The organism is Maridesulfovibrio bastinii DSM 16055 (genome assembly GCF_000429985.1).
Lineage (GTDB): Bacteria > Desulfobacterota > Desulfovibrionia > Desulfovibrionales > Desulfovibrionaceae > Maridesulfovibrio > Maridesulfovibrio bastinii.
Genome location: NZ_AUCX01000023.1, coordinates 21208 through 39756, shown reverse-complemented (window position 1 = coordinate 39756; position 18549 = coordinate 21208). Strand labels below are relative to the sequence as shown.

Sequence of the window (18549 nt, the reverse complement as noted above, 5' to 3'; positions counted from 1 at the left end):
ATGTCATCCAAATCAAAAAAAACATTCTTGTCATTAATTGCAGTAGGCATTTTGATTGCTTTTGCTGCGGGATATTTTAGTTCAGGTCTTTTTGAAGAAGCTGAAAGTAAGCCTTCTGAACATGTAGAGCATGTTGCTTCAAATGAAAATTCATCAAAAACAGACATCGTCTGGACATGCTCAATGCATCCTCAAATTCAACTTCCAAATCCCGGAAAATGTCCCATATGTTTTATGGATCTCATCCCTCTTGAAAAGGGTGGAGCCTCAGGTGATGAAGTTTTGGGACTGAGGCAGATAAGTTTAACTCCAAGATCTAGAAAGCTTGCCGGTATAGTTACAGATAAAGTTAAAAGAATGGCCGTTAGTGTCCAGACAAGAATGCTTGGCAAAGTTGATTATGATGAAACCCGTATGGGTATAATTACGGCTTGGACTGGCGGGCGTATTGATAAACTTTACATAGATTACACTGGTAGCCCTGTTCGAAAAGGGCAGGCAATGGCTTCCATATACAGCCCTGAGCTGATGACTGCTCAGGCTGAGTTGATTCAGTCGGTGAAAGCTATCAAGGCTCTTGAAGGAAGTTCTTTAAAAGTTGTCAAATCTACAGCTAAAAGAACTGAAAGAGCAGCCAGAGAAAAGTTAAAATTACTAGGATTATCTGCAAGGCAGATAAATGCCATTATTCAAAGAGGGGAGGCTGCGGACCATGTAACTCTTTACTCCCCATTAAGCGGAATTGTTATTCAGAAAGATGTTGATGAAGGAATGTATGTAAAAACAGGTACACCTGTTTATAAAATTGCGGATTTGAGAAAAGTCTGGGTTATTCTTGAGGTGTATGAATCGGATCTTCCATGGATCAAGATGGGAATGAACGTAAAATTTACAACTGAAGCTTTCCCCGGAGAAAGATTTGAAGGCAAGGTTTCTTATATTGATCCGATGGTCAATGAAAAGACGAGAACAATAAGAGTTAGATTGGATGTTACGAACAAGGACAGTAAACTTAAGCCCGGTATGTTTGTTAAAGCTGTCAACGTAACGGATAAAAAAAAAGAAACAAATTTAGTTATTCCTGCTTCCGCGCCTCTTGTAACAGGGCGCAGGGCAGTTGTTTACGTTGCTGTTCCGGGCAAAGAAGGCGTTTACGAAGGGCGTGAGATAGTCTTGGGACCTAAAGCCGGAGATTATTATGTCGTTAAATACGGTCTTTCTGAAGGTGAAGAGGTTGTTACAAAAGGCAACTTCAATATTGACAGTGCCGTCCAGATTATAGCCAAGCCCAGTATGATGAATACTGAAACTGGAATTGAGCCTTTGGATACAGGTAAAGAGCATGCAGGACATTCTGTTTCAGCAGAATCAACTCTTCCTCCGTTTTTCATCTCAAAAATTGTTCTTCTTAAAAAAAGTTATGAGGATTTAGTTGCAACAGCAAAATCCGGGGATATTGACGCTTCAAAGAAGGCTTTTTCGAACTTTTTTGATCAGGTTCAAAATATAGACGGAGCCGGACTCAAGGGAGATTCATCGCTGGCATGGAAAGAGCTTTCCATGCTTTTGTCAAACGATGCTGTTATAGGCCGTTCCGTTAAAGATTCTCACAGACTTGAGCTGGCCCTTTCAGAAACAACAGAGCATTTCAAAGCTCTTGATAAGGTCTTTTCTATTTCATTACTTGCTGAAAAAAATAATCAAAACAGGATAGATGTTCCTGAATCGTTTAGGGTCACTCTGAGCGATGTTTATGATGCTTATGAGTTGTTTGTAGGTGCGCTTGCCGCAGATAATCTTAGTCAGGCTCAGGCTGAAATTGCGAATATGGCTGAGAAACTTAATAAAATAGACAGTGGCGTTCTTAGTACAAAAGCAAATGAAATCTGGATGAAGTCGCTCGAACAGATCAATTCTGGAATTGAGAAAGTTCGAACATCTGATTCTATCGTTGGAGCGCGTTCAGGACTTGAACCGATTTCTTATGGCATGATTGACGCTGTTTCGCAGCTGGGAATTAAAGCTGATCATCCTGTTTATGAAATATTCTGCCCCATGGCTTTTGATTTTAAGGGAGCTAAATGGCTCCAGAATGATCAAAAAATTCGTAATCCGTATTTTGGAAAAGCCATGCAGGAGTGCGGTGAAGTACAAAGGCAGCTGAAGGACGATAAATAGGCAGGTTAATTATGAGTACTAAGAAAATGCATGAAAACGATAATGCAAATTCAGACACAGGTCGTCCCGTAGCCCGCACGTTAGTTGAAAAAGTAATTCTTTTTTGTTTGGAACAAAAGCTGGTAGTGGCGGTTTTACTATTACTGGTTATCGGAGGAGGGCTCTATACAGCGCCTTTTGACTGGCATTTAAATGGAGTGGAGAGGTCACCTGTTCCTGTAGATGCAATTCCCGACATTGGAGAAAATCAGCAGATAATTTTTACTAAATGGATGGGTAGATCTCCTCAGGACGTAGAAGATCAGATAACCTATCCTTTGACCGTTGCTTTGCTTGGAGTTCCCGGAGTTAAAACCGTTCGTAGTTACTCCATGTTCGGGTTTTCAACTATTTATGTTATTTTTAATGAAGATGTTGATTTTTATTGGTCCAGATCCCGGTTGCTTGAAAAATTAAACAGTCTTCCTGCAGGAACATTGCCGACGGAAGTTAAACCTTCGCTAGGTCCTGATGCTACAGCTTTGGGACAGGTTTACTGGTATACTATTGAAGGTAGAGATCCTGATGGTAATCCAACCGGTGGGTGGGATCTTGATGAATTGCGATCTGTTCAGGACTGGTATGTTCGATATGCTCTCCTTTCCGCCGAAGGTGTTAGTGAGGTTGCGTCTGTTGGTGGTTTTGTAAAGGAATACCAGATAGATGTTGATCCTGATGCCATGCGTGCTGCCCATGTGACCCTGAATGATATTTATAAAGCTGTAAAAAATTCTAATTTAGATGTAGGCGCGCGCACAATTGAAATCAACAACGCAGAATATGTCATTCGCGGTGTTGGTTTCATAAAAAAAATGTCTGATATTGAAGAATCAGTAGTCAAAGTTGTTAATAATATTCCTATTTATGTGAAAGATGTTGCCAGAGTTACCAAAGGTCCTGCTCTGCGCAGAGGTGCTCTTGATAAGGGTGGAGCAGAAGTCGTTGGCGGCGTTGCTGTTGTCCGTTATGGAGAAAATCCTTTAAAAGTCATCAAGAATATTAAAGAAAAAATTAAAGATATCAGTCCAGGACTACCCTCTAAAATTTTACCGGATGGAACAGAAAGTAAACTTTCAATTGTTCCTTTTTATGACCGTTCAGGATTGATCAACGAAACCCTTGGAACTCTTAATACAGCTTTAATTCAGGAAATATTGATAACGATCATTGTTGTGCTGATTGCAGTAGTGCATTTACGCAGTTCTTTGGTCATTTCGTCTTTGCTGCCATTTGCTGTTTTGATGTGTTTTATGGCTATGCGTACTTTTGGAGTGGACGCCAACATTGTTGCTTTATCCGGTATAGCCATTGCGATTGGAACTATGGTTGATATGGGGATTATCATTTGTGAAAACATTCTTAAAAAAATGGAGCAAATGCCTCGGTCAGTCAGTAAATTGGTATGTGTATATGAAGGAACCGTTGAAGTCGGTAGTGCCGTAATGACTGCCGTTGCCACGACGATAGTCAGTTTTCTGCCTGTTTTTGCTATGGACGGTGCGGAAGGTAAGCTCTTTAAACCACTTGCATATACGAAAACTTTTGCTCTGTTGTCCTCGATAGTTGTTGCCCTGACAATTCTACCACCTCTGGCTCAGATAGTTTTTACAAGAATTAAGAAGCAGGGAACCAAAAAGAAGGTTTTAGTTAAAACAGCAAGTTATATGTTTTCAGGTGTAGCTTTATCAGTTTTGGTGAAGTGGTGGATTGGGCTGTTTTTCATATATCTGGCATTTAAAAGTATTTTATCTCTATTCGTTAACAATAACATTCTTAATAAACTGGAGTTGTTTGAAAACTGGATCGTTGTGGCTATGGTCGCCTGGGTCCTTACTAATTCGTGGCTGCCTTTGGGACCAGAAAAGGGAATGTTAAATAATTACCTCTTCGTAGTGGTAATTATTGGTGGCTTGATGATGTTTTTTGAAATGTTTCGTAGGGGTTATCCAACAATGTTACGTTGGTGCTTGAATCATAAATTATTATTCATATCCCTTCCGGTCTGCATTATTTTTCTTGGTCTCTGCGCTTGGCTGGGATTCCCCAGAGTTACAGGATTTTTGCCAGATTTTATAAAATCATCAAGACCTTATGTCGCCGTATCGCACACTTTCCCCGGATTGGGTAAAGAATTTATGCCGGACCTTGATGAAGGTGCTTTTCTTTTTATGCCTACAACAATGCCGCATGCTTCAATTGGTGAGGTAAAAGATGTATTGCGAAAACAGGATATACTAATTCAATCAATACCAGAGGTTACCTCAGCTGTTGGAAAGCTTGGTAGAGCTGAAACTCCTCTTGATCCAGCTCCTATCTCGATGATTGAAACCGTTATAAATTATTCTTCAGAGTATTTGACAGATAAATCCGGGAATAGGCTGCGCTATAAATTTGACCCGGATCAGATTGATTATTTTAGAGATATTAAAGGCAATCCTGTTGCAGCACCTGATGGGTATCCATATCTTGTTAAAGGGTATTATGACCGTGACGAGAGTGGAAATTTGATTCCCGATGAGGATGGCAAGCCTTTCAGATTATGGAGACAAGCCCTTGATCCTGATTTGAATAACGGACGCAAAAGTTGGAAAGGAATAAATTCTCCCGGCGATATTTGGAAGTCTATTGTTAAAGTGGCTACTATTCCGGGGGTTACTTCTGCTCCCAAGCTGCAACCTATTGCAGCTAGAATTGTTATGCTTCAATCTGGAATGCGGGCTCCGATGGGAATAAAAATTAAAGGCCCGGATTTAAAAACTCTTGAGAAAGTAGCTCTTGAGTTTGAAAAATATATGAAGCAGGTAGGCTCTGTTCAACCAGAAGCGGTCATTGCTGACAGGATTGTCGGTAAGCCGTATCTTGAAATAGTTATTGATAGAGAAGCCATTGCCAGACACGGTATTATGCTTTCTCAAGTTCAGAGTGTTATAGAGGTCGCAGTTGGCGGTAAAGTTGTTACTACAACTGTTGAGGGCCGTGAGAGATATCCAGTCCGGGTTCGCTATTTGCGTGAGCTTCGGGATAATATTGATTCTCTGGGCAAGATTCTTGTCAGTGCTCCCGGTGGAGAGCAGGTTCCTTTAAATCAACTTGCAGAAATACGCTATGTTCGTGGCCCGCAGGTTATCAAGAGTGAAGATACATTTCTTGTCGGATATGTACTTTTTGATAAGAAGCCCGGGTTTGCCGAAGTGGATGTTGTCGAGCAGGCAAAAGCTTTTTTGCAGTCTAAAATAGACTCTGGAGAGTTGGTTATTCCCTCTGGCGTTTCGTATGAATTTGCCGGAAGTTATGAAAATCAAATCAGGGCCCAGAAGAAGCTTGAATTGATATTGCCACTGGCTTTGCTCTTTATAATTCTGATTTTATATATGCAGTTCAAGTCATTAACAACGACTATGATGGTTTTTTCAGGCATCTTTGTAGCATGGTCTGGTGGTTTTTTAATGGTTTGGCTGTATGGTCAGTCGTGGTTTATGAATTTTAGTGTTCTAGGTACGCCAATGCGTGAACTGTTCCAGATAGGGCCTATCAATTTGAGTGTTGCTATCTGGGTAGGCTTTTTAGCTTTGTTTGGAATAGCCTCGGATGATGGGGTGATAATGGCAACTTACCTTGATGAGAGTAAGAAAAAACGCTCTATGGGCTCAATTGCTGAAATTCGTGAAACAGTTGTCTCTGGTGCTGAAAGAAGAATCAGACCGGCACTTATGACTTCGGCAACAACAATTCTGGCTTTATTACCAATCCTCACCTCAACCGGTAGAGGCTCAGATATAATGGTTCCAATGGCTATCCCTTCATTTGGAGGTATGTCTATTGCTATACTAACCGTGTATGTTGTCCCGGTACTTTACTGTGCTGTGGAAGAATTAAAATTTAAAAATAAAATTAAAAAATAGTTGTTCGGTAAAAAAATAAGCATGCTGTTTTAAAAAACAGCATGCTTATTTTTTTATACTAGAACCATTTTTATAAAAGCTAACTACAGCATTGTTGCTGTTTTTTTAGTGAGCCTTACGAGCTGATTGGTAAAACTAGCTTCGTTGTCATACCAGACTATCAATTTAATCATATTTCCGTTCATTACGGAGGTTAGAGGGCCGTCTACAACTCCACCATGAGTGTCTCCAATATAGTCAGTGGAAACGAGAGGCATTTCAGTATATCCCATGTTTTCATTGGATGCGGCTTTTAAGACGGCATTAACTTCTTCTACGGTTGTTTCTTTCTCAACCGTGCAGGTGAGGTCTACAAGTGAGACATCAGGAGTTGGCACTCTTATAGACATTCCATCAAGCTTACCTTCCAATTCAGGTATGACGTGCTTTAGCGATTTGGCTGCTCCGGTTGTTGTCGGGACAATATTAGAGCCGCAGGTGCGTCCGCGTCTGATATCAGAATGGGTGCCATCAAGAACTCTCTGGCTCATAGTGTAAGCATGGACAGTTGTCATAAGCCCATGGCTTATGCCGAAATTATCATGGATTACTTTGGTTGCCGGAGCCAGACAGTTGGTTGTACAGGATGCTGCCGAAATTATTTTATGTTCCGGAGTCAGCTGGTCATCATTGACACCCATTACAACTGTAATATCTGGATGCCTTCCCGGTGCGCTGATAATAACTTTTTTGGCTCCGCATGCTAATGCTTTTTCGCAACTTTCACGGTCTCTGAATTTTCCAGTGGTTTCGATGACAAGGTCACATTGTAGTTTTTCCCATTCCCATTCGCCGGGGGCGCAGCGGGTGATAAGGATCTGTTTACCGTTAACAGTAAAACCTTTTTCGTTTGGTACAACCTCTGCTGCAAATTTACCATGAACAGAATCATGTTTCAAAAGCAGTGCCAGGTCTTCGTTTGAAGCTCTCGCATTGATAGCGACAAGATTCAAATCATTGTCTTCGGCAATAAGGCGGGTTAAGTAACGCCCGATACGCCCGAATCCATTAATACCAACATTAACAGCCATCTTATTCCTCCTGAAAAAAACCGGGGCAGTGATGTTAGCAGATTAACCGGGTGCAAATTAATTGCACCCGGTGTAGTACTCACAATCAAATAACAGCCGCCCAGGCCGCCTTAATAATAATTTGTTGAAGTTGTCTTCCCGCAACAGGCGGAAAGATTAAGCCTTTCCAGAACTGCCAAGTACGTTTTTAATTTTATGGCAAACCATATCCTTTACAGCTTTTCTAGCTTCCCCAAGGTAACCTCTGGGGTCAAAAGCTTCCGGGTTTTCTGCCAGAAATTTGCGGATCATCGCGGTCATAGCCAACCTGATATCCGTATCGATGTTAATTTTGCAGACAGCCATGGATGCGGCTTTTCTGAGAAGATCTTCCGGTACACCTTTGGCTCCGCCAATATTTCCACCGTACTGGTTTGCCATCTGAACATATTCCTGAACAACGCTGGATGCTCCATGAAGAACTATAGGGTAGTCCGGCATCAAGGAACTGATCTTTTCCAGACGATCGAAGTCCAGTTTAGGTTTTCCTGAGAATTTATAGGCTCCGTGGCTAGTTCCTATTGCAATGGCTAGTGAATCGCAACCGGTTTTTTCAACAAATTCCACAGCTTCATCAGGGTCAGTATAGATATGTTCGTCAGAATGAACGTCGTCTTCAACACCGGCGAGTCGTCCTAATTCTGCTTCGACCCAGATACCTTTGGGGTGGGCATACTCGACAACTTTTTTCGTGACAGCAATGTTTTCATCAAAGGGCAGATGAGAGCCGTCAATCATTACAGAGGTAAAGCCGGCATCGATAACTTTTTTGCAGATTTCAAAATTCTGTCCATGGTCGAGGTGAAGAACTACCGGGAGGTCTGTATCCTGAAGTGCAGCTTCCATTAATTTGATAATGTATCCCTGACCGGCATATTTTCTGGCTCCAGCAGAAACCTGAAGTATCAATGGTGATTTTTCTTCCGTTCCGGCTTCAATAATCCCTTGGATTATTTCCATATTGTTGACGTTAAATGCTCCAATAGCATAACCGCCGGTATATGCGCCTTTAAACATTTCTTTTGGTGAGACTAATGGCATGGAGTCCTCCTTAGAGTGGAATGGCTGATTTGGTATTTAAAATAAAACAAATCTACATCATTTTTGTTTGATGTGTCTATTTAAAGTATAAAAAACATCTGCTCTCATAATAATTTTGATTGCAAAATATCAAAACTATCACGGTCATTAAAATCAAAGTGAAGTGGGGTTACAGTTATAAAACCTTCAGTAAGTAGGGCTCTATCGGTGTCCGGGCTGATTCTTTCCGGAGGCATTACCCCGTTTATCCAGTAGTAGGGGTGACCGCGTGGATCAATTCTGGAGTCATACCAATCCTGCCACGAAACCCTTGTATGAGGGCATATTTTTACGCCTTTGGTCTCAGAGGTTGGTATGGCTGGAAAATTTAAGTTTATGACAGTTTTTTCCTTAAGGCTGTCCCAGGGGATTTTGTCCAGAAGTCCAATACAATAATCAGCCTGTTCAGAAAGATCTCCCGGGTTGAAATCATCATATGATACAGCCAGTGAGGGTATGCCCATCAGAGCCCCTTCTGTTGCTGCTGAGACTGTCCCGGAGTATAGGATATCAATTCCTACATTCGCTCCGCTATTTATCCCAGAAACAACAATGTCAGGCTTTTTTTTCAATAAAGTACTTAGAGCAAGCTTGACGCAGTCTACCGGAGTACCGTAAACGCCCAATCCGTGGAAGCCGTCTTCATTGAATTCTTTAACCCTTAACGGGGTTGATATTGAAACTGCATGACCAACCGCTGACTGTTCACTGACCGGGGCTACTACTTTGACTTCTATACCGGCTTTTTTCATGCCGTGGTAAAGAGCTCTCAGCCCTGTAGCCTGTATGCCGTCATCATTTGTTAGAAGTACTTTCATAAACTGTTACTCATTTGGGATTTGACATTTTGCCGGAATTCAAGGCAATTCTTATTAACGCACCTTTTTCTTATTCGATTGAGGTGTCTTGACGCAGGTATCAAAGCAACTCGGGAATAGCAAGACGTGACTCAAAAATTTACATATATTAAAGATTTTGTCTCCGGTGATAAAATTCAGGATTTTTTTATTTTAGCCGAAGCTCAAATGCGGGAATCCAGAAACGGACCTTTTTGGAATCTTACATTGCAGGATTGCAGTGGCAGAATAGAAGCAAAAGTCTGGAGTCCTCTCAGCCAGAATATACCACAGCTTTCTTCTGGAATGTTCATTAGGGCAGGAGGAAGTATCGGGACTTTTCGGGACAAGCTTCAGTTTACTGTTGAAGCTCTGGACGTTGTAGATGAAAGACAGCTGGGACTTGAATTGTCTGATTATCTTCCATGCAGTAAGGTTGACCCTGAAACGATGCTGCAGGAGATAGACTATTTGATTGCTGAATATATGACGTATAAACCATGGAAGAAGTTTTGCAGGAATGTTTTGAAGTCTTCCAGTATCAGAGAACGTCTGCTTATGGCTACAGGGGCAAAATCTGTCCATCATGCCTATATCGGCGGACTGCTTGAGCATACACTTTCTGTCTGCAAACTCTGTATGTCCATCAGTAGCAATTACCCCGGTATAGACCGACAGGCTGTTCTGGCTGCTGCAATTTTTCATGATCTCGGTAAAGCCTGGGAGCTTTCCGGGGGGCTTGTAAATGATTATACTGATGAAGGCCGACTTTTAGGGCATATATACATTGGTCTTGAAAAACTTGAACCCTTCCTGGCAAGAGAAAAGTCTCTTCCTGATGAGCTCAAGCTGCATTTGAAGCATTTGATACTTTCGCATCATGGGGAATATGAATATGGGTCTCCCAAAAGGCCTAAAACCCCGGAAGCTTTTGTTTTACATTATGCTGATAATATTGATGCAAAAATGAATACTGTATTTGCAGAACTGGAAAAGTTGGAAGGGACAGAAAAACAGTGGACTCCTTTTCAACGTTATTTAGACAGGTATTTATATAGGGCTGAAGTTACCCCTGTCGCTAAAGATAAAAAATTAGAAGAAGTTAAGGATGGAAACCAATGTTTATTACCTTTGAAGGAATAGAGGGGACCGGTAAAAGTACTCAGATCACTTTGCTTAAAAAGTATCTTGAAGAAAAAGGTTATGAAGTTCTTGTAACTCTTGAACCCGGAGGTAGCCGGATAGGTAAGGAACTGCGAAAAATACTGCTGAATATGGAAAGCACCGATCTTACAGGAGAGAGCGAATTGTTCTTATATCTGGCTGATCGGGCGCAGCACGTAAGCCAGATGATAAAGCCTGCTATTGATGATGGGAAAATTGTTATTTCAGACAGATTTGCTGATTCTACAATTGTTTATCAGGGCTACGGGCGAGGGCTGGAGCCGAAACTGTTGCGTGAATTGAATGATGTTGCCGTAGCTGGATGCTGGCCTGATTTGACTCTGCTTTTGGATATTGAAGCCGCTGAAGGGTTAAGGCGTGCTACGACCAGAAATATACGTGATAATAAAATGATGGAAGAAGGAAGGTTTGAAGCGGAATCTTTAGAATTTCACAGCCGTGTGCGTGAAGGTTATCTGACTTGGGCTGCTTTGAATCATGAGAGAATAAAAGAAGTTGACGCATCTCGTGATATCGAGGGTGTTTTTGAGCAGATCAGAGAAATTGTTGAAGCAAGTTTGTAGTTCAGTTTATTTTCTAAGCCCCTGCAATTTAAAGTGCAGGGGCTTTTTTTTGTGTCTGTGTGTTATTTATTAAAAAAATGTAACATTAAATGTTAATTGTTAGTGTAAAGTTGTAATATTGATCTTTTGAATCTTTAATTTTTAAAATGTAAAACTTTTGATGCAATATTTTTTTAAAAGTAACACTATATACTATGTTCTTCTATTGAACTATTAAACACCCATCTGTTCCAATAATTTTATTGTTAGGGCTTGACGCAATCATAGTATAATGGTTTAAGTGTCATTGTATTTATTGATACTTTAATTTTTGATTGCTGATAGTGAGCTATTTATATTCACTACATCAGATTAGTTTTTTTTATTGTGGTTGGGTTGGTTGATTCGCGTGATTAGTAGTTTTGGGTCAGTATCCATTTTACTGATCGCGTTGGCAGGGGTTTGCTGAACCCACTGACCTTTAATTTGAGGATGGAGGTTTTTATGAGATTCTCTGTGGGACTCGGAAAGGATGGAGCGGAAAAACGCCTTGAGCAGAATGGTGTCTCCCGCCGTGACTTTATGAAGTTCTGCGCAACAACTGCAGCTGTTATGGGAATGGGGCCTGCTTTTGCCCCTCAGGTAGCCGAAGCTTTGACGCAAAAAAAGCGTCCTTCTGTCGTCTATCTGCACCTTGCAGAGTGCACAGGCTGCTCTGAAGCTGTCCTTCGTACCGTTTCTCCTTATATTGATGCCCTTATTCTGGACACCATATCACTTGATTATCATGAAACAATAATGGCGGCAGCCGGACACGCAGCTGAAGAAGCTCTGCATGAAGCCGTTAATTCGGAAGACGGTTTTATCTGCGTTGTTGAAGGAGCTGTTCCTACTGCAGACGGTGGAGTTTACGGAAAAGTCGGTGGTAACACCATGTATGATATTGCCAAAGAAATTGTTCCAAAATCAATTGCTACAATCTGTATTGGTACTTGTGCATGTTACGGTGGCGTGCAGGCTGCGGCCCCGAATCCGACAAAGGCTATGGGTGTAAGTAAAGCACTTGGCGGAGTGCCTACTATAAACCTCCCCGGATGTCCTACTAATCCGTTTAACTTTGTTGGAACTGTCGTCTACTACCTTACTCACAAGAGTCTGCCTGAGCTTGATGCAAACGGCCGTCCTAATCTCTTCTATGGTGAGGCTGTGCACGATAACTGTCCTAGACTTGTTCATTTCAATAATGATGAGTTTGCTCCTTCTTTTGCTTCCGAAGAAGCAAGAAAAGGTTACTGTTTATATGAATTAGGCTGTAAAGGCCCCGATACCTATAACAACTGCCCCAAGGTGAAGTTCAATAACAAGACGAACTGGCCTGTAGAAGCCGGGCATCCCTGTATTGGTTGTAGTGAGCCAGATTTCTGGGATGAAATGAGCCCGTTCTACGAGTCATTATAAGTTTTTTTATTTCACTTTTGAATCAATTCCATTTTCTCAGGGAGGATTGCATATGTCTGGGTGCAAGGCAAAATCGGGACCCGCAGTAGTGGCTACCCCTTTTGACAAAAATTATTCAGGTCCTGTCATCGTTGACCCGTTGACTCGTATTGAGGGCCATCTCAAAATTGAAGTTGAAGTTGAAAACGGAAAAGTCAGCAATGTCTGGAGTAGTTCTCAGCTTTTCCGCGGACTTGAAATTATTCTTAAAGGACGTGATCCCAGGGACGCTCAGCACTTTACTCAGCGCTCCTGTGGAGTCTGTACTTATGTACATGCTCTGGCTTCAACCCGTGCTGTAGATAATGCTGTAGGCGTTGATAAAAAACTGCCTAAAAACGCACGTCTTGTTCGTAACCTGGTCATGGCTTCACAGTATCTTCATGACCATATTGTTCATTTTTATCATCTGCATGCCCTTGACTGGGTTGATGTAGTCAGCGGTTTGCAGGCCGACCCTGTTAAGGCTGCAAAGCTTGCCAACTCTATGTCTTCACGCCAAACAAAGCCTGAAGATTTGAAAGCTGTTCAGGAAAAATTGAAGGCTTTTGTCGCTTCCAATCAGCTTGGTATTTTTACCAATGCATATTTCCTTGGTGGTCACGATGCTTATTATCTGAACCCTGAGGAAAACCTTGTTGCTACAGCTCATTATCTTGAAGCTCTTCATCTTCAGGTTAAAGCTGCAAGCGCAATGGCTGTTTTCGGCGCAAAGAACCCCCATACACAGTTTACAATCGTTGGTGGTGTTACTTGTTATGATTCTCTTACTCCTGAGAGAATCAAAGAGTTTAAGCAGCTTCAGGCTGAAACCAAAAAGTTTGTAGACGAGTGTTATATTCCCGATCTTTTGATGGTTGCTTCCAAATATAAAGACTGGGCAGGAATCGGTGGAACTCATAACTTCCTGAGTTTTGGTGAATTCCCTGAAATTGAACACGATATCAATAGCCGCTTCATTCCTCAGGGCGTGATCATGAATCGCGACCTCGGTACTGTTGGTGACTTTGATCCTAAATCAATTAAAGAAGATATCAGCCATAGCTGGTACAAGGGTAATTCTTCTCTGCATCCTTATGACGGTGTTACTGATCCTCAGTACACAAGTTATGAAGACAGAGACCGCTACTCATGGATGAAGGCACCGAGATATAAAGGTGAATCTGTTGAAGTTGGTCCTCTTGCACATGTGCTTACTGCATATGCCAAGGGTGTTAAACCTTTTGTTGATACCACAGACTATGTTCTCAACGCTCTTGGTGTTGATAAGTCTGCCTTGTTCTCAACTCTCGGCCGTACTGCTGCCCGTGGTATTGAAACTTCTGTTGTTGCCGCTGAAATGCAGAAATGGGTTGAGAATCTTGAGGATAACCTCAAAAACGATAAAGCAATCTGCATCGATTGGGAAATGCCTGACGAAGCTGAAGGTGTTGGTTTTGTCGGTGCTCCTCGTGGAGCTCTCTCCCATTGGATTAAGATTAAAGACGGCAAGATTGAGAATTTCCAGCTTGTCGTTCCTTCTACATGGAACCTTGGACCCAGATGTAATCAGAACAAAATGTCTGCAGTTGAAGAAGCCCTTATGGGAACACCTATTGCAGATCCTAAACGTCCTGTTGAAATATTACGTACTGTACATTCATATGATCCTTGCATCGCTTGTGGCGTACATGTTATTGATGCCAGAACAAATGAGGTTCATAAATTCAAGGTACTGTAGGCTTCATTCTTAATGATCATTATGGGAATCCGGCCTGGCCGGGTTCCCTTTTTTTTTGATGAAGGAAAATATGACTGAAGAAAAAAAGATTCTTGTTTTAGGCGTAGGTAATATTCTTTACACAGATGAAGGCGTCGGCGTCAGAATTGTTGAAGAGCTGCAGGAAAAATACAATTTTTCCGGAAACGTGACTTTAATGGATGGCGGAACATTAGGCACCAGACTTATGGGACCGATAATGGATTCGGACATGCTTATTGTCGTTGATGCTGTACTTGGTGGTGATGAACCGGGTTCTGTATATCGCCTTGTCGGTGAAGATCTGCGCAAAAGTCTGGCTTTTAAAGATTCTATGCATCAAACCGACCTCTTAGATACTTTGGTGCTGTGTGAACTTTGTGGAAAACGTCCTGACTGCGTGGTTGTTGGGGTTGAACCGTTCGATTTTCAATCTTTATCTGAGCATGTTTCTGATCAAGTAAAAGAAAGAATGCCTTTTATGGCAGAAAAAGTTTTGGAAGAGATTAAGAGCGCTGGCGGATCTTATAGTTGTCTTGCTTAACGCATGATCTGGTATTATACTTTAAAGCTGAAGATATTTTCGAAGATATTTAATGTAACCAACTCAACGAAAGAGGTCGTAATATGTGTTTAGCAATTCCGGTTGAGATCGTATCTATTTCAGATCAGATGGCAAAGTGTAGAGTGGGAGAAGGGGAGACTTTTTTAGATGCTTCTCTCATGCTTATGTCCGATGAAGTTGAGGTTGGTGACTATTTGATAGTTCATGCTGGTTTTGCTTTGCGCAAACTTGATTCGACTGAAGCTGAGGAAACATTAAAAATTTTGCGTGATATGGTTAAGATCGCGGATGGAACTGAACCTGAAGCGTGTGGATTTTAACTAATCTAAAAGACTATTCTTTAAAAGGACTGTATTCAATCGGAGTACAGTCCTTTATTATATAGTTAGTCTATTGGGAGAATATTTTTTTAACCCTCAAGATACTGCAAGACCTGAAAACAGTATCTAACTACCTGTTATTACAGGAGTTGGAGCTAGGATGATATTCTTTTCTATAATATATCCATTTATCATGCTTGATACAGCTGAGTCTTCATAGTTCCATCTGAATCCGTATCTTGAATCTGCACTGAAATGGATTTCATTCTGATGTCGTGCATTATTAGGTTCAGTTCCAGACCAATCTATAAAATTCCATTTTTCTCTAGTAATCCAACCGCAATTGTCTACTGTACTAAAAATAATTAAATATCAATATGAGCACATTCTGTATTAATTAAATAAAATAATGATGTTATCAACATGGTATAATATTTAAACTTTTGGGAGATGTGTATGGTAGATACCAATAGGCTGGTTGATACATTCATTTCATTGGTTAAAATTGATAGTCCGTCCTTTTATGAAAAAGATGTTTGCAACTTTTTAAAAAAATGGGCTGAGAATTACCATTTCAGCTTTGAAGAAGATAGGGCTGCGGATAGCTGCGGCGGTAATTCCGGTAATTTGATAATTACAGTTCCGGCAACAGGAGGAGGCGTTTGTCCTGTTTTTTCGGCTCATATGGATTGTGTTAAGCCCTGCAATGGAGTTGAGCCTGTAATAAAAGATGGAGTAATTTATTCAAACGGAAAGACTGTACTTGGAGGAGATGATAAAGGTGGTATTGCTGCAATACTAGAGGCTGTGACTTCTTTGGAAAGTGAGAATATTCCACATCCTGAAATAAAAATTGTTTTTACTATAGTTGAAGAGTCTGGGATGTTCGGTGCTAAATTCTTAGATTCCGAAAAGCTTAATTCTAATGAAATAATTGTTCTTGATGCTGAAGGGAGTGTCGGAACTCTTATAAATAGATCTCCGGGCAAGGCTTATATCGACATAGAATTTATTGGCAGGGCTTCACATGCAGGAATGTCTCCTGAGGCAGGAGTGAGTGCAATTCAGTTGGCTGCTGAGGCCATTACGAGAATGCAGCTGCTCAGGATTGATTCTGATACTACCGCAAATATAGGTTCAATATCTGGAGGAGTCGCCACAAATATTGTGGCTGATAAGGTTAATGTCATGGCTGAAGCTCGCTCTATCAGTGAGGAAAAATTGTCTGCACAATTAGATAATATGAAAAAAGCTTGCAGCGAAGCCATAGCTAAAGTTGGAGGGAGTTATAACTTCAACGCAGAATTGACTTACCCTCCTGTAGATATCCCTGAAAATGATCCTTTGATAGAAAGTATCGTACGCTGTTGTGAAAAGTGTGGCATCAAATCAAAAATTTCAGCTACCGGTGGCGGGAGCGACGCAAATGTTTTTAGTGGAAAGGGGATGTCTGTCTTAACTTTGGGTATTGGAATGACTGACGTGCATACAGTAAATGAGTCAATACATATTCAATCATTGGTCGATGCAGCAAGAATTACTATGGAAATTATGAAATCAGATGTTTGATATCTTAGATGCGTTTGGAGAGTTCTGTACCAAATAATATATCAATATATTTTATGGTTATTAAGTTGTTGTAGTGAAGTTCAGTATTAAAATTTATGTATGCTTAAATTTTATTAAAGTCTTTACTAAAATATAACATTTAATATTGCATTTAACGGTGTATTAATTATTTAAGTTTTTAAATAATTAATACACCCAGTCTGCAAGAGTCTTTTTAGTCCTGTAATAGACTCTTTTTCAGGAGTACTATAATCCCAACTGTGATAAGAGGTCATCAACCTCATTTTGTGAAGCCTCTTCAGCCGGTCCCTTCAGTTCAGACATTTTATTTTCAGTTTCAGTGTCTAACTGTTCAAGAGTCATCTCAGGAGCTTTTTCTCTGGCTTTTATTTTAAGGCCTGTAGACATGTATAGATCAAGTACTATTTTTTCTACGCTTTTAATTGTCTCAATTATTATTTTTATGCGTTGCCCGGTTAAGTCCTGAAAGCTCAAAGTTGTCATTATTGTCATCAGGTCTAAGCCTAATTCATTATTAATCTGGCTAAGTTTTTCACGCTGAGTTTTTTTAACTCCACCTGTTTCAAAACCTTTGATAAGGTCTGAAAGAGCCATTTGCGTTCCCTGAAGTTTTTCAACTATATCCATGATGTCTTCAGTCGCTTTCTCTGTTGTTCTGAGAATTGCATCCAGTTGGTCAGATGCCTCTGAAAATAATTCATCTGGGTCAGCTTCAACGGCAATTGTTCCTGCCGGCCCGCTTTTAGCTTTTGAAACTTCGCGGTATATGTCTTTAAGACCATTTTGAAGGTCATGATTTATGCGTCTGTAAAATTCACCTTCAAGCAGTGCTTTTGATAAATTTTTGGAAACCTCTTTCTGAACAGCTTGAGTAATACTTTCTTTCAAACTGTGCACAAGGTCTTCAGAGACTCTTTCCATCATATCTTTGACGATTTGTTCGTCGTTTATCACATCCCTCTCCTTGATGTAATTTGCAGTGTCGTTAAATATTTTTTTGCGCTCTTATAAGTTCTCTTTGTTCGCTGAAAACAAACTGGATTATTAATTCCTGATCATTTTCTCGTATATTGTTGAAGTCAAGATGCCAGATGTCTCCTTTTTTTTGGGCGAATCCTTTTGCACCTGCTGTTTTTATGGGCATTTGTTCCAGTATCAGTATGACTTCTAGAATCTGGTTTTCAGCTATCGGTCTATCAGGTATAAAATCAATCCCTTCACCGGAAATTTCTCTTATATCAATTTTTACAGGATAACTGTCTTCAAGCTTTTTTATGCTGTGAAGCTGTAAAAGAATATTAAGCTTACGATCCATCTCTGTAAGAAATAATTTGAGACCATCTGGAATTTTGGACTCTTCAAGTTTTTCTGGCAGATTATCCTGACCAATAGATTCAGAGTTTCTAAACAGCAATGGGGAATGGACGGATTCTGCAATCCGTGCCATTCCCTCTATTCTGGTTTTTACCTTAGAATAATGCTGTTTACCCTGAATCATTAAGCTATTCCATTGTCGTCCTGTGGATCAATGATCATAGCCCGTACGGGACAGATTTTGGTGCATCTGCCACAGGCTGTACATTTTTCAAGATCAAACATGACCAGTCTTGTATCCATATCCAGAGAAAGGGCTCCGGTGGGGCACATTGCCAGACACATACCGCAATGCATGCATGAATCTTCGTCCCTTGCAATTTTGCTGGCTACCGGTATCAGCGAAACACCGTTTTCTTTAAGATAGTTAATTCCTGTCTGGAATTCTTCTTCGGTACCTGATATTTCAAGGGTCATTGAACCTTCCTGCCTTGGGTTTATATCTGACTTGAGAATGTTGAAGCTCAGGTCAAATAATTTTCCAAGGTTGCAGATAACTGGTCTTCCTGAAATTTCAGGAGGAAAGGCAAGGTGAATAATCTTGCTTAAATTGTTGTTTTCACTCATTTTAGTCTTCCATCTTTGGTTTTCTGT

15 protein-coding genes are annotated in these 18549 nt (G+C 40.8%); 9 read left to right on the top strand and 6 right to left on the bottom strand.

All coding sequences use genetic code 11. The annotated features are described in order from the left end of the window. Both G496_RS0112290 and G496_RS19620 read left to right on the top strand, forming a co-directional pair. Positions 1-2178 carry an efflux RND transporter periplasmic adaptor subunit gene (locus G496_RS0112290; RefSeq protein ID WP_027179548.1) on the top strand — a complete coding sequence of 726 codons (2178 nt, stop codon included), beginning with the start codon at positions 1-3 and terminating at the stop codon, positions 2176-2178. 11 nt (positions 2179-2189) lie between these two features. Next, on the top strand, positions 2190-6119 hold the full coding sequence (locus G496_RS19620; protein WP_245577916.1) for an efflux RND transporter permease subunit: 3930 nt from the start codon (positions 2190-2192) through the stop codon (positions 6117-6119). Between the two features lie 83 nt (positions 6120-6202). On the opposite strand, the gene gap is transcribed toward G496_RS19620, so the two are convergent. From gap to surE, 3 genes are all read right to left on the bottom strand, one after another. Further along, a complete protein-coding gene (gene gap, locus G496_RS0112280) occupies positions 6203-7189 on the bottom strand; it encodes a type I glyceraldehyde-3-phosphate dehydrogenase (protein ID WP_027179547.1) in 987 nt (328 codons plus the stop codon). Positions 7190-7345: 156 nt separating this feature from the next. Then, positions 7346-8269: a class II fructose-1,6-bisphosphate aldolase gene (fba, locus tag G496_RS0112275; RefSeq protein ID WP_027179546.1), complete on the bottom strand. Its 924-nt coding sequence runs from the start codon at positions 8267-8269 to the stop codon at positions 7346-7348. A gap of 104 nt (positions 8270-8373) precedes the next feature. Next, positions 8374-9126 carry a 5'/3'-nucleotidase SurE gene (surE, locus tag G496_RS0112270; protein ID WP_027179545.1) on the bottom strand — a complete coding sequence of 251 codons (753 nt, stop codon included), beginning with the start codon at positions 9124-9126 and terminating at the stop codon, positions 8374-8376. A gap of 126 nt (positions 9127-9252) precedes the next feature. Between surE and G496_RS0112265 the strand changes: the two genes are divergently transcribed. The 7 genes from G496_RS0112265 (at position 9253) to G496_RS0112235 (ending at position 16560) form a co-directional block, all read left to right on the top strand. Next, positions 9253-10287, top strand: a complete 1035-nt coding sequence (locus G496_RS0112265; RefSeq protein WP_027179544.1) for a 3'-5' exoribonuclease YhaM family protein — start codon at positions 9253-9255, stop codon at positions 10285-10287. Continuing rightward, positions 10263-10892 carry a dTMP kinase gene (gene tmk, locus G496_RS0112260; RefSeq protein WP_027179543.1) on the top strand — a complete coding sequence of 210 codons (630 nt, stop codon included), beginning with the start codon at positions 10263-10265 and terminating at the stop codon, positions 10890-10892. Before G496_RS0112265 ends, tmk begins: the two co-directional genes overlap by 25 nt. A gap of 483 nt (positions 10893-11375) precedes the next feature. Beyond that, positions 11376-12329 carry a hydrogenase small subunit gene (locus G496_RS0112255; protein ID WP_027179542.1) on the top strand — a complete coding sequence of 318 codons (954 nt, stop codon included), beginning with the start codon at positions 11376-11378 and terminating at the stop codon, positions 12327-12329. A 52-nt stretch (positions 12330-12381) separates the two neighbouring features. After that, positions 12382-14088 (top strand): nickel-dependent hydrogenase large subunit, encoded by a 1707-nt coding sequence (locus G496_RS0112250; RefSeq protein WP_027179541.1) that lies wholly within the window; start codon positions 12382-12384, stop codon positions 14086-14088. 70 nt (positions 14089-14158) lie between these two features. Further along, on the top strand, positions 14159-14650 hold the full coding sequence (locus tag G496_RS0112245) for a HyaD/HybD family hydrogenase maturation endopeptidase (protein ID WP_027179540.1): 492 nt from the start codon (positions 14159-14161) through the stop codon (positions 14648-14650). 83 nt (positions 14651-14733) lie between these two features. Further along, complete coding sequence (locus G496_RS0112240) at positions 14734-14991, top strand: HypC/HybG/HupF family hydrogenase formation chaperone (RefSeq protein WP_027179539.1); 258 nt, start codon at positions 14734-14736, stop codon at positions 14989-14991. Positions 14992-15447: 456 nt separating this feature from the next. Beyond that, positions 15448-16560, top strand: coding sequence for a M20/M25/M40 family metallo-hydrolase (locus G496_RS0112235; RefSeq protein WP_027179538.1), 1113 nt, complete (start codon positions 15448-15450; stop codon positions 16558-16560). A 246-nt stretch (positions 16561-16806) separates the two neighbouring features. Here G496_RS0112235 and G496_RS0112230 read toward each other — a convergent pair whose 3' ends face one another. Genes G496_RS0112230 through G496_RS0112220 form a run of 3 tightly spaced genes read right to left on the bottom strand, consistent with a single transcriptional unit; the run spans position 16807 to position 18522 of the window. After that, a complete protein-coding gene (locus G496_RS0112230; RefSeq protein ID WP_027179537.1) occupies positions 16807-17535 on the bottom strand; it encodes a protein phosphatase CheZ in 729 nt (242 codons plus the stop codon). Between the two features lie 31 nt (positions 17536-17566). Next, the gene (locus G496_RS0112225) at positions 17567-18079 is read right to left on the bottom strand and encodes a PilZ domain-containing protein (RefSeq protein WP_027179536.1); all 513 of its coding nucleotides are present in this window, start codon (positions 18077-18079) and stop codon (positions 17567-17569) included. Continuing rightward, the gene (locus tag G496_RS0112220) at positions 18079-18522 is read right to left on the bottom strand and encodes an NIL domain-containing protein (RefSeq protein WP_027179535.1); all 444 of its coding nucleotides are present in this window, start codon (positions 18520-18522) and stop codon (positions 18079-18081) included. The genes G496_RS0112225 and G496_RS0112220 overlap by 1 nt, the downstream gene beginning before the upstream one ends. Positions 18523-18549 lie beyond the last annotated feature (27 nt).